Genomic DNA, 12,184 nt, shown 5'->3' with positions numbered 1-12,184 from the left:
TCACTCCCAGTTGCCGAACAGGCCCGAACTCAGCTGCGCGTCGCAGATGTTGTAGCCGCCGGACGCGTGGCCCTTCTTCGTGTGCCCGTTGACGGTGACCGAGCAGTTGATGTCCCCGGAGCCCTGCAGCTGCGCGTTCACGTTGTAGTACATCGCGTCGCTGTTGAAAGGCAGTGTGGCCTCGAACTTGCCGTTCTTGAAGGTGCCCTTGCGGGTGTCGGAGTCGGAGCCGTAGCCGATGTCCAGGCCACCGAGGGCGCCGGCGGGGGCCGTGCCCCAGACCTTGAAGGTGACGACCTTCTTGGCCGGCTTCGTTGTGCCGTGTGTGTTCTTCTCGCTGCTCTTGGCTGTGCCGGCAGCGGCCGGCTTCGCGCTCTTCGACGGGGAATCGGTGGCCTTGACGTCGGATGAGCTGCTCTCCTTGGACTTGGAGCCGCCGCTGGCGAGCGCCGCGATGATGCCGAAGAGGACGATGACGGCGAGGAAGCCGAGGCAGCCGAAGCCGAGGATCTTGCCCACCCCTCTCTTCTTCGGGGGCTGCGGCGGGATCGGCGGCTGGCCGTAGGGCTGCTGTGGGCCTCCCCAGCCGGGCTGCTGTGGTGGGTGCTGCTGGTGGCTCATGGTCCCCCCAGGAGTCAGACGTTGCTGGATGCAAGGTGTGCGACTTGTAAAGGTGGCGTGTGGTTGCCTCAGGTCGGAGTGATTCACCCGATCGTGTTGAACGGCCGCCTATCAGGCGCCGAGTGTCCGCAAGGGGGCAGCAGGGTCCCGCCGCGACGGGGGAACCGCGGCGGGGGTTCTTTGAGCATATGGAAGTGCCTGGAGGCCGGTAGGGCCGTCCGGCCCCAACCCGGCGCACCGGGCTGCAGGAGGTCATGCGGTGTGCAGGGCGATCACGGTGAGCCGGCCCCGTACGGTCTGGGCGTAGGTGGCGGACTGCGCGATCTCGACGAACGACCGGTCCTCGTGGAGCGCGGCGGCGCCGGTGGTGCCGGAGCCCGTGAACGGGTCCATCATGGTGCCGCCTGCGGGGACGATGCGCAGCAGCTGCTGCTTGACCTCGACGGGCTTCTGCGTGATGTGCTGGCGGGCGTTGCCGCGGGGCGGGTTGCCGGTGAGGTGTCCGAGCAGGTAGACGGACTGGTTGCCCGGGGTCATGGCGTCGTTGCTGCTCCCGACGATGAACTCGCACTGCTGGCGCAGGTGGCCCGGCTGGGGGTGGGTGATGGTATCGCCGAGTAGGATCATGCTGGCGGGGTCGTCCGGATACACGGAGTGCACCGACCTGCCGGCGCAGCCCCATGGCCTGGCACTGGTCGGGTACCGATAGCGGCAGGGCCACCGTCACACTGTCGTCCTGGACGCCGAGGGCGGGGTCCCGTTCTCGTGGAAAGTGGTCAACGAGGAGCCGGAACTGCAGGACCTCATCAGCGACGTCCTGAAGCTGGGTGAGGGCGTCGTCCGGGCCGTGGACGTCGCCGAAGGCATGGCATCCCTGCTCGTCAACGTCCTGCTCAGCCATGGGCAGACGATCGTCTATCTGCCCGGCCCCGTGGTGAACCATGCCTCCGCCGGCTTCTGCGGCCCGGGGAAATCCGATGCGAAGGACGCCCGGGCCATCGACGATCAGGCTTGCATGGGCCGTGACCTGCACGTTCTCACTCCCGGGAGTGAACTGGCCGCCGGACCACGGGTCATGACCGGCCGGCAGGCCGATCTGGTCAAGGAGCGGACCCGGAAGACCAACCGCCTGCACGCGCAGGTGCTGAGCGTCTTTCCCGCCCTGGAACACGCGCTGGGAGCTCACGAACACCGGCCCGCTGGTGCTGCTGTCGGGCTACCGGGCCCCTGCTGGCCTGCGGCGTTTACCGCAAGCGGCTCACACCGTGGCTGCGTCGCCGCAAGGTCCGCAGAGTCGATACGCTTGCCGGTGCTGCCGTCGACGCGGCGGATCGGCAGCACACGCGTCTGCCCGGCGAGGACGCGATCGCGAACGTCGTCCGCGACCTGGCACTGGGGCTGATCGAGTACGGCCGGAGTCCCGCGGCACGGGTGAGAGGCCGGCGAAGGACGCCAGCCGGTCGGCCGAGCCGAAGGCGTCGAAATCTCCGCCGGTGGCGGCGATGAACTCCGCGCCGAGAAGGGCGCCCATGCCGGGCAGGCTCCGGATCACTGTTGCGTGTCGGGGCTCGTTGAACCGGGCCTCGATGAGCGCGTCGAGTGCGGCGATCTCCTCATCGAGGGCCAGCACGCCCTTGGCGATGCGGGCGACCATGGCGGCGGCGAGTGTCTCTCCGGACAGCGCGGTGTGCTGGGCTCGGGCCGCCTCGACGGCTGTCTCGGCAAGCGTTGCGGAGCTCCTCATCCTGCGGTCCTTCGGCCGGGACCCGATCCGACTCGCCCGCTGGTCCACCGCCCACAGGGCGTCCTCGGACAGTCCGAGGATGTCTGCGATCAGAGTCAGCAGGGCCGGTTCATCGTTGAAGACTCGGCGCGAGAGGAGGCGTTCGCCCCGTTCGTCGACCACCACGCAGTGGTGGTGTTCTTTGCCGGTGTCCACGCCGGCCCAGATTTGGGGCACGGGCCACCTCCGTCGGCTCGTCGTCACACACGGCCCCGCAGAGGACCTCGTTGATGTCGTCCTACACAGCGATCAAGTCGCCCATCCCAATCGGCGGTCGAGTCGTCGCGGGGCTCCGGGCGGCCACGTTCTTTGAGCCATCCAACGGCGACAAGCTCACAGTCATACCCGGAACCCCCGGGTCCGCCGATCTCGCGAATGATCGACTCAGACCCACGCTTGGAAGGTAGGACAAGCTCAACGGATGTTCGCAATGGCTGTCTGGACAGGATCAGGAAGACAGGAGCTCGCGGTAGCGCTTGGCGTGCACGGCGAGGTCCTCGTCGGAGATGGTGCGGGTGCCGTGCAGAACCAGAGGCTCGGCGAGGCGCATGCCGACCAGGCGAGCGGTGGCTTCGATGGGCGCCAGCAGCTGGTTCATCGAGAAATGGGAGGTGGGATTGACGGAGGCGTACGACGCTGCGGGCCCTCCTGTGGAGGTGACCAGCTGGAGGGTCTTGCCGCGCAGCGCGGTGCTTCCGCTGCCGTAGGCGAAGCCGTGAGTGAGGACCTGGTCGATCCACGCCTTGAGCACGGCGGGGATGGAGTACCAGTACCAGGGGAACTGCCACACAATCCTGGCGTGGTCGCGCAGCAGTTGCTGCTCACGGGCGACGTCGAAGCGGCCATCGGGGTAGGGAGGGACGATCTCATGGACGGTGACGTGTGCAAGATCGCTCACCGCCGTCACCAGATGGGCGTTGACCCGCGAGGAACCCAGGTCAGGGTGGGCGACGGCAACCAGGGTGCTCGGAGAGGGCGGCCTGGCTGAGGACGTGGAGTGGAGGCTGGGGTGGTTCATCAGGGATCCTTGGCTACGACGAGGTTTAGACGGATCGTTCCGTCACAAACTTTGTGACGGAACGATCCGTCTGTCAAACTGTGTGCGTGCCCGCCGTACCGCGAAAGGGCTCACCGGGCCGCGTCGACTGCCATGCGACGCGCAACAAGCAGAAGGAGCGCCCCTGTGGCTCGCAAGACAGCCGAGGAGAACCGGCGCCACGTCCTAGCCGTGGCGAGCCGGCTGTACTACCAGCGCGGCATCCGCGCTGTCGGTATGGACCTGGTCGTGAAAGAGAGTCAGGTCGGCAACGCCACCGTCTATCGGCAGTTCCCCACCAAAGATGCACTAGCCAGCGCTTTCACACAGGACCGCGCCGACGCCTGGTTTGCGCGTATGCGCCAGGCCACCGACGAGGTCGACGACCCGCGTGAGAAACTCCTCGCAATCTTCAGGGCCGTCATCGAGGAGACGGGACTGCCCACCTTCCGCGGCTGCCCCATGCTCAACACCCATGCGGAGTTCCCGGATTCGGAACACCCCGCAAACCGTGTGGCCGTCACCCACGAGCAGCGGGTCCGCGACTGGATGCGTGACCTGGCAGCCGACGCCTGCGCTCGCCGCCCCGAGGAGCTCGCCGATGACCTAGTGCTCCTCCTCAATGGCGTCTATGTCACTGCCAGCGTCCTCGGCCCTCAGGGTCCCGCCCAACGCACCGGCGAACTCGCCCGTCGCCTCATCTGGACTGCCTGCGAGGAGCCTGGCCGCCCCTGAGCGCATTGCGGCGAACCGGATCTTGTCCGAGTGGCAGCGGGTGGTCATCGGCGGGTGCCGGCGGAAGAGCGAGGAATACTTCGAGCCGCGATCAACGAGTCCGGCCTCGACGACTACGAGGTCCGCCGCTGGACCGGCCGGTGTCGGCACATCACCCTCGCCATGCTCGCCCGTGCGTTCCTCGTCGCCATCGCCGCCCAGGAACACCGGGGCACGGTGGTGAATTCCGTCCCGCCCACCCGGCACCCCGCTGCACTCCACGCCACCAGGCCGCTGACCCCGTCATGGGTCCGGACTTTCGTGCCAGACAAGTCTCAGGCGGTAGCCCGCCCCACTATCAGGATCGATCTTGCTCGCCTATCGGACTGATTATGCGAGATCCGGCTGTCCGTGAACGGCCTGGAACGTCCCCGCCGCGGTGAACGCGTGGGTGATCGGCGCGATGAGCGAGGCGAAGCGGCGGGCGCCCGCCGTGCCGATCGGCCCCCACAAGGCGGCGCAGTGCTCGTCCGTTTCCGCTTCGATGCGCTCGCGTGCCGCGCTGCCGGCACTGGTGATCACGCCGCGGGAGTCGAGCCAGCCGCGCGCGACGAGGCGTGCCGTCGCCGCGTCCCACTCCTGCTCCTCCCACTGCCGGGTCGCTCGCGCGAGAGCGGTCGGGAGGCGGCCGGTCGCGGTGTGCAGGACGAGGCAGTCGCATGGCCCGAGGCCGTTGTCGGCGAGTACGACGAGATGAGCGTCGCCGCGCCACTCGCGCGCCACCGTGATCTGCTGCCACAGGGCGACAAGCGGGTCGGAGGGAAGCGTGACCGAGGCGTTCGCGGCAGCGAGCACCTTGCCGGCGTAGTCGGCACCGGCGATGACCGGGTCGATCAGTGAGCGCGCCTCGGCGAGGTGGTCGTCCGTGAGGTGTGCGTCGACGCGCCGCATCGCCCGGCCGGCGGCCAGGAAGCGGGCGGTCTGCCACCGCTCGGGCGGCGCGGCGTCCCACACCCCTGCCATGGCCCTCACGGCCCGTGGGCTGAAGTTGTAGAAGGCCGCGAGCGTGACCTGCCACGGGACCGCGCCCATCGCGGCCGACCGGAAGGCCAGATACGCCGGCCCGCGGTCGGTCACGCCGAGCCCGGCCGCCTCCTCGGCGGTCTCGGGGACAAGGTAGATGAACAAGTGGGCGGCGCTGACGGCGCGGCTGACGTCACGGACGGTCTTGAGGTCCATCGGGTCGGCATCGGTACGCGCTGAGTCGGGAAGAGGGGCGAGGTGCATGGCTGTGGTCTCTCCGGCAGTTGTGGGTGGCGTTCTCATGGGGCGGGGTTTCTGCAGCGGCGATCAACACGGCGGGTCCGAGGGTGCGACCGGCCATGGTGAAGCCGAGCACGGCCGGTTCGGAGTCGGTCACGACGTCGGTGACGGGGACGTCGAAGACGTGCACCACGGCGAAGCAGCGGTGCGGGCCGTGTCCGGTGGGCGGGGCGGCGCCGATGCGCTGTCCTGCCCACCGGGCAGGCCGGGGGAGTGCTGATCGGGCGGCCAGGCGGCGCCGTCGGTGACGGTGAACGAGGCAGTCTGCGGGAGGCGAGCGAAGGGGGCGTCGGCAGGCACAGGGGCCGGTCCTTTCCGGACGGGGGTGTCCCTATCGGCTGTTGAATCGACCATAGCATCGATAATCGATTATTCGAGGGATCGTCTAGGATGGGTTCATGAGTCAGACGGCGCACTCCTCGATCCCGCCGGGGAAGCAGATGCTTTCCGAGCGCGTCTTCGCACACCTGCGGGACGCGATCATGCGCGGGGACCATGCCCCCGGTGCTCCCCTCAAGCCGCAGGATCTTGCCAAGGAGCAGGGCGTGAGCCTGGCTGTGGTGCGCGAGGCGCTCGTGCGGCTGGTCGGCGAAGGATTCGCCGACCGGCTGCCCAACCGCGGTTTCGCGGTCCCGTCCTTCTCCGATCGCCGCTGGCAGGAGATCACGGAAGCCCGCCGGACCGTCGAACCGGTCGTACTGCGCATGTCCATCGAGCGAGGCGACGTCGAGTGGGAAGCCCGTGTGCGGGCCGCCCACCATCGTCTGGCGCGCACTCCGGCGTACGTGCCGGAGGAAGGCGAGTACTACACCGCCGCCTGGGCCGAGGCGCACAGGGCCTTCCACCGCACGTTGCTGGAGGGATGCGGCAACCGCGCGCTGCTGGAGACCTTCGACCGGCTGTGGACCGCGAGTGAGCTGGCCCGCCGTTGGTCGGCGCACCGCAACCCCGGCAGGGACGGTGCCAAGGAACACCGCGAGCTGGAGGAGGCCGCGCTGGCCCGCGACGCCGACACCGCGGCCGCGGCCCTGGTCCAGCACCTCACCTTGACCGCGGCTGCTCTGACCGGCGACTCGGACCAGGGCACCTAGCGACCAGGGGTCGCCAGGTCGCTTCTGATGGCGTTCCCCTCACCACGTCGGTGCCGCGAGCCGGCCGATCCGTGTCGAACGCAACGGCCCCACCGGATGAAAGAGGGAGCCAGGGCCGTGGTGAGCAAGCTGGTGGCCGCTCAGACCTGCTGCTCGAACTTCAGGGCGTGGTACCGGCGCTCTGCGATGTCCTCGCGAGTGCCGGCGATCAGGGCCTGGGTGTAGACGTTGAGGCCGATCGACTGGCCGTGTATCTGTGCCAGGAGGACGAGGGCGCCCTCGTCCGGTGCCGACTGCCAGGGCTGGAGAAGCCGCCCGGTTGGATAGAGACTTCGTGTATCCGTGTTGGGTGAACAGGCTGCGCGCGTGCTCCAGGACCGCGCTCTGGCTTTGTCAGGACTGCTCCCACCCGACCCCGGCGTCTGCCCGGACAGGCCGGCCTCAGCTCCTGCCGGACCGCTGCGACGGCCCGACGGTGGCGGTCTCTCACCCCCACTCGAATCAGCAGCGCCTCGCGGCGCACGAGGGCGCCCCTCAGCCGCGTTTCAGATCGTCTTCGAACGCCGTCCGACTTCGAGCAGCATCTGACCGTCAACGACCAAAATCAGCCGTTAAATTGACACATTCTAATCATACTGATGAGCGAATTGACCAGCGGTCACGGCAAGCGTCGTCGCAGCACTAGGGTTTGAAGCCTCGGACATTTCGTGCGTGCGAAGCTGGACATCCCCTATGAATACGCATGATGGAGTCTTCGTCGGGCGCAACAGGGAACTAGCCGAACTTTCGAACGTATCGGCCAGGACAGCGGCGGGAGAATCGTGGCTGGTCCTCGTCGCTGGCGAGCCGGGGATGGGGAAGACCGCGCTGATCCGGCATTTCAGCCGGCAGCTCGAGGGCTTCACCCGGCTTCACGCAACCGCGGATCCCCACGAGGTGGATCTTCCCGGTGCGGTGTTGGGACAGGTCCTGGACCAAGTCGGTCCCCAGTGGCGCCGGCCGTTCCCGCTCTTGCTGGCCGGAGACCTACAGAACGCTACCTCTTTCGGCGCGGGCGGCCAATTGATCGGGCTGCTCGGTGATCTGGAGAAGCAGCAGCCCGTGTTGATCGTCGTCGACGACGTGCAGTGGATGGATGAGCTCTCCTTGCATGCGCTGCTGTTCGCGCTGCGCCGGCTGCGGATGGACCGGGTCATGGTGGTGATGACCGTGCGGACGGGGGAGGGCGATGCGCGGGAGGCGGAGCTGCGTTCGTTCGCTCGCCGCTACGAACGAGCCGTCCAGATTCACGTGCAGGGGCTGACCCGCACCGAGATCGCCGACCTCACCGTCGCGATGCTGGGCGCGAAAGAGCCCGGCTCCGCGGTGCTCGACACGTTGTGGGCAACTACTGGCGGGCGCGCTCTGTACGTGTGCATGTTGCTGGCCGAGGTGCCGCTCGAACGGCTGGGCCAGGCCGACGCGTTGCTGGCGGCGCCCTCGCTGATCGCCGTGATCCGCGATGCGCTCGTTGCGCTGCCGCCGTCCGCTCGGGCGTTGGCCGAGGCCTTGGCTGTGCTCGATGCCCGGGTTCCGCTGCACGTAGCCGCTGGGCTGATCGGGGTGACGGAGACGGCGGCCGCCACGCGTGCACTCGAACCGCTGCTCCGTGCCGGTCTGGTGGAATGGCGTCCGAAGGAGGCGGCCACCCCCGTCGCGATCCGCCACTCGCTGCAACGCGACGCCGTCTACGCCCAGCTCTCGCCGGCCCGCCGCCAACAGCTGCACACCGGCGCCGCCGCGGTCGTCAGCGGCTCGGCCGTGTGGCTGCACCGGGTGGCGGCCGCCGCCGGCGCACCCGATCCGCGCCTCGCCGAGCAGCTCGAAGCGGTGGCGGACGACGAGTCCGACCGCGGCCAGCACGCGATTGCCGGTACCCACCTGCGGTGGGCCGCCGATCTGAGCCCTGCGAGGGGCGACCGGGAACGCCTGCTGGTGCTGGCCTACTTCGCGTTCATGCGGGCCGGGCAGGGCTCCCGGATGCTCAGCCTCTGCAAGGATCTCGAGGCGTGCAGCTCCGGGATCCTGCGCGACACCGCCCTGGCATCGGCTATGTCGTATGGCGGCCACGCCGAGGCGCTGGACCTGGCCCGTCGAGTGCGGCGTGCGCTGACGGCTCACCCGCACCCGGAAGAGTTCGCCGAGTACGTCGGCTACAGCATCCCCGCGGTGTTCCTGGTCGGAGGCGATGCCCGGGCGGCACGCGAGATGTGCCACTGGCTGCTCGCGCTGCGACGGCTCGGCGGGGAACCGCTCAGCGCGACCCGCGGCGTCCTCGCCTGGGCCACCCTCGTGCTGGCCGGCCCGCGCGCCGCCCTGTCGGCGATAGCGGAGGAGACCGCCGTCGACGGGTTCGAGATGGGCCCCGACAACGCCCAGCTGATCGCGGTACGCGGCTCGATCGAGGCCCTCGACGGCAAGCTGTCCCAGGCGCTGACCGATCTGCAGGCGGCGCAGCAGCACGCCCGCGAGGGCCGGCCGATCATCATCGGCCGGCGGATGTGGGCCTACACCAGATGGGTCTACTTCCTGACCGGGCGCTGGGACGTGTCGCCCTTGTCGGCCGCCGACGCCCAGGCCGCCGCCGGGGGCAACGCCTGGTATGACGATCCGTTCGAGCATCTGTGCCGCATCTGGGTCCCGGCCGCCCGCGGAGACTGGCCCGATGCCGAGAGGCAACTGGACCTGATCCGCCAGGCGAGCCTGCCGCAGGCGGGCGGGGGTGAGCACCTGTGCGCCTCGATCGGCCGGGCCGTCATCGCCCAGGCACGCGGCGACCACGACGAGATGTACCGGGCCCTGGAAGGGCTTCGTGACAGCCCGCCAACCTCCCACGACCACGCCCAGACCGCCCGCTGGTGGCTCCCGCTGCTCGCCGAAGCCGAGATCGGCACCGGCCGGCTCGCGGCGGCCGAGGAAACGCTGCAACGGCTCGGCGATACCGGCGACGTGCCATACCTCCACCTCCAGACGTCCCGGCTGCGCGGCCAACTGACCGAGCGGCTGAACGTCCCCGACCGCGCCCTTCGGACGTACCGGACAGCGGCCGAGTCCGCGGTCACACGCGACGACGCGCCGTTCCAGCGGGCCATGCTCAACCTGGCCTACGGGCGGCTGCTGCGGCTGACCGGGCAACGCCGCCGCGCCGGCCAACACCTTCAGTCCGCCGCGGCGACCCTTGCCGTCCTCGGCGCCACCCCGGTTCTCCAACGCTGCCGGAAAGAGCTCGCGAAGTGCGGCCTGCACGCACCCCGCCAACCCACCCTGCACGCCACCCGGCTGACCGAACGTGAACGAGAGATCGCGCAACTCATCGGCATGGGCAAGACCAACGGGGAAATCTCCGCCGAACTGTTCGTCAGCGTCAAGACCGTGGAATACCACCTCGCCAACATCTACCTCAAACTCGACATCTCCGGACGCCGCGAACTGCGCAACCTCATACAAGCGGAACAACAGCCCGAGCGGTTGCGCGGAGTGGGACTGTTTCAAGATCGGAGTTTCCGGCCCGACGCTCCGGGCTGAGGTCCGGCGGGAGCCGGAGACCCTGCCGGGCGAGGAGATGGACGAGCACCTCGGGCACGAAAAGAACCAGGCGGAGAGGGATCGGGTATGAAGCCGGCGCGGCCGGACATCTGCCGCTTGAGGGTCTTGGTCCGGTTCACGGCGCCTTCGACCGGGCCCGGCTTCCAGTCGGTGGCAAAGCTGGTGAGGCCGGGGACGTTGACGTCGGTGGCGGTCGGTGATCCCTTCCGGCAGGCAGGTACCGCTGAGTGTGGTGAGCATCTCCGCGAAGGGGCTGGTGAGCTCGGCTGCGGACGCCAGCCCGGGGCAACGGCCGAGCACGGCTTCGGAGCGATCCGGGGGGCCTGGGGTGCGGCGGTGTCGGCCGCCTCGGCGTAGGCGCCGGCGCGGTCGCGGCAGAGCCGCTCCAGATGCGGTGCCCATGGCTGCCGGGCGCGGGGGGCGAATTCGCTTGTCCCGGGCACGCGGCTCGCCCTAAGGTCGGATCACTTCGACGAGACGTTCCCCGGAAGCACGCCGCAGAGCGGGAGCGTCCCACCTCGCTGAGGTGCCGGAGGGGCGGCAGCAGTCTTTGTCGACCCTTCTATTCGGAGGTCTCCGTCATGAACGTTGGTATCGGCCTGCCCGTCGGCGATCCGGCTACCCTGCTCACCTGGGCGCAGCGCGCCGACGCCGGGCCCTTCAGCACACTCGGCCTGCTGGACCGGCTCGTGTACCACAACCCGGAACCCCTGGTCGCGCTCGCCGTCCTCGCGGGCGCTACCTCCCGCATCCGCGTCCAGACCGAGGTGCTGCTCGCCCCGCTGCGCGAAAACGCCCTCCTCGCCAAGCAGGCTGCCACCTTGGACCGGATGACCGGTGGCCGCCTGGTCCTCGGTCTGGGGATCGGTGGCCGAGACGATGACCACGAGGTTGCGGGGATCGACAAGCGCACCCGGGGCCGACGCCTCGACGAGCAGATGTCGGTGATGCGCCGCCTCTGGTCCGGCGAGCCGTACGGCGACGGCGTCGGCCCGATCGGCCCCGCGCCCGCCAGGCCCGGCGGCCCCGAGGTGCTCTTCGGCGGCTTCAAGCCCGTCGCGCTCGAACGCGTTGCTCGCTGGGGGGACGGCTTTCTCGCCGCCGCGGCGCCTTCGTGGGCAGGCGGCCTGTTCGACACCGTCCGCACCTTCTGGAAAGAGTACGGTCGCGACGGCGAACCGCGCATCGTCGCGCAGGTCAACGTCGCCCTTGGCCCTCAAGACGTGGTTGAGGACGCCGAGGCCAACATGCACCGGTACTACACCTTCACCGGCATGGCCGACCGGATGGTCGCCGGATTGCTCACCACGCCCACCGAGATCCGCGATGCGATCGCCCGCTTCACCGACCTCGGCGCCGACGAGGTCATGCTCTACTGCTACGGCCTCGACCCGGACCAGGTGGACCGCCTGGCCGACATCCTGTGACGCTTGAAGCGCGCGCGTAATCGGCCGGTCGACGGGCTGGTGTATGGGTGTCGCGCGAAACCGTCCTGGTGGAGACGGTGGTTGGTGGTGACCTGGCGCCCGGCGACGTCGGGGAACGCGGGTATACCGAGGTCCACGGCTCCGGTTCGGCCGGCGTTGAGGTTGGTCGCGCTGGTCGGGCTTGGCGTTCGCTGCGGCGAGGCTGACTGTGAGGCCTTCGGCTTGGCCGCCCCAGCCTTCGCGTTCGGCTTCGGTGCTGCGGGCGATGCGGTTGCCGCAGATGTGGGCCAGGCGGGGGGCGAGCCGCTGACCAGGGTCGGCCCGCGGCAGCGGCATCGGATGCAGCTGTCCTCGTGATGCAGCTGGTGCCGTGGGCTCGCGCAGTCGGCGAGCGCGGCCCTGCGGCGTTCGAAGTGGCCGAGGAACTCCTCCCACTCCTGCACGGCGGGGCTGCGGTATTCCTCGCTGGGAAGGGGAACCGGGTGCTGCGGGCGGACCTCTTCCAGTCGGCCATGCGCCGAAACCGTCCGGAGAACCGGGCCGGCTTCACTGGCCGCTTCGTCGGGCCGTCCTCGACAAGCGATGGCTGCCACCGAGCCCCGTA

General features: G+C 69.3%; 9 protein-coding genes and 2 pseudogenes. 6 read left to right on the top strand and 5 right to left on the bottom strand.

Annotation, left to right across the window (positions count from 1 at the left end; all coding sequences use genetic code 11):
* Positions 1-621 (bottom strand): hypothetical protein, encoded by a 621-nt coding sequence (locus ACJ9NR_RS40170; RefSeq protein WP_412494658.1) that lies wholly within the window; start codon positions 619-621, stop codon positions 1-3.
* 252 nt (positions 622-873) lie between these two features.
* Positions 874-1,248 (bottom strand): DNA methyltransferase, encoded by a 375-nt coding sequence (locus tag ACJ9NR_RS40165; RefSeq protein ID WP_412494657.1) that lies wholly within the window; start codon positions 1,246-1,248, stop codon positions 874-876.
* A gap of 103 nt (positions 1,249-1,351) precedes the next feature.
* Between ACJ9NR_RS40165 and ACJ9NR_RS40160 the strand changes: the two are divergent.
* Positions 1,352-1,768: pseudogene (locus ACJ9NR_RS40160) on the top strand (IS110 family transposase); the annotation flags it as partial.
* A gap of 111 nt (positions 1,769-1,879) precedes the next feature.
* On the opposite strand, the gene ACJ9NR_RS40155 reads toward ACJ9NR_RS40160, so the two are convergent.
* Together ACJ9NR_RS40155 and ACJ9NR_RS40150 are read right to left on the bottom strand one after the other, a co-directional pair.
* Positions 1,880-2,527, bottom strand: a complete 648-nt coding sequence (locus ACJ9NR_RS40155) for a transposase (protein WP_412494715.1) — start codon at positions 2,525-2,527, stop codon at positions 1,880-1,882.
* Between the two features lie 325 nt (positions 2,528-2,852).
* Positions 2,853-3,422 carry an NAD(P)H-dependent oxidoreductase gene (locus ACJ9NR_RS40150; RefSeq protein ID WP_412494656.1) on the bottom strand — a complete coding sequence of 190 codons (570 nt, stop codon included), beginning with the start codon at positions 3,420-3,422 and terminating at the stop codon, positions 2,853-2,855.
* Between the two features lie 165 nt (positions 3,423-3,587).
* Between ACJ9NR_RS40150 and ACJ9NR_RS40145 the strand changes: the two genes are divergently transcribed.
* Both ACJ9NR_RS40145 and ACJ9NR_RS40140 read left to right on the top strand, forming a co-directional pair.
* Positions 3,588-4,175: a TetR/AcrR family transcriptional regulator gene (locus tag ACJ9NR_RS40145; RefSeq protein ID WP_412494655.1), complete on the top strand. Its 588-nt coding sequence runs from the start codon at positions 3,588-3,590 to the stop codon at positions 4,173-4,175.
* An 84-nt stretch (positions 4,176-4,259) separates the two neighbouring features.
* Positions 4,260-4,544: pseudogene (locus ACJ9NR_RS40140) on the top strand (hypothetical protein); the annotation flags it as partial.
* Here ACJ9NR_RS40140 and ACJ9NR_RS40135 read toward each other — a convergent pair.
* Entirely contained in the window at positions 4,545-5,393 is an 849-nt protein-coding gene (locus ACJ9NR_RS40135) for an SCO6745 family protein (protein ID WP_412494654.1), read from the bottom strand. It lies immediately after the preceding pseudogene.
* Positions 5,394-5,875: 482 nt separating this feature from the next.
* Between ACJ9NR_RS40135 and ACJ9NR_RS40130 the strand changes: the two genes are divergently transcribed.
* The 3 genes from ACJ9NR_RS40130 (at position 5,876) to ACJ9NR_RS40120 (ending at position 11,580) form a co-directional block, all read left to right on the top strand.
* The gene (locus ACJ9NR_RS40130; protein ID WP_412494653.1) at positions 5,876-6,568 is read left to right on the top strand and encodes a GntR family transcriptional regulator; all 693 of its coding nucleotides are present in this window, start codon (positions 5,876-5,878) and stop codon (positions 6,566-6,568) included.
* A 732-nt stretch (positions 6,569-7,300) separates the two neighbouring features.
* A complete protein-coding gene (locus ACJ9NR_RS40125; protein ID WP_412494652.1) occupies positions 7,301-10,132 on the top strand; it encodes a helix-turn-helix transcriptional regulator in 2,832 nt (943 codons plus the stop codon).
* Positions 10,133-10,734: 602 nt separating this feature from the next.
* Positions 10,735-11,580 (top strand): LLM class flavin-dependent oxidoreductase, encoded by an 846-nt coding sequence (locus tag ACJ9NR_RS40120; protein ID WP_412494651.1) that lies wholly within the window; start codon positions 10,735-10,737, stop codon positions 11,578-11,580.
* The last annotated feature ends 604 nt before the right edge of the window (positions 11,581-12,184 follow it).

It is taken from the genome of Streptomyces sediminimaris (genome assembly GCF_047049295.1).
Taxonomy (GTDB): Bacteria; Actinomycetota; Actinomycetes; order Streptomycetales; family Streptomycetaceae; genus Streptomyces; species Streptomyces sediminimaris.
The sequence above is the reverse complement of the archived record's forward strand: the minus strand, read 5'-3'. Positions and strand labels throughout refer to the sequence as shown.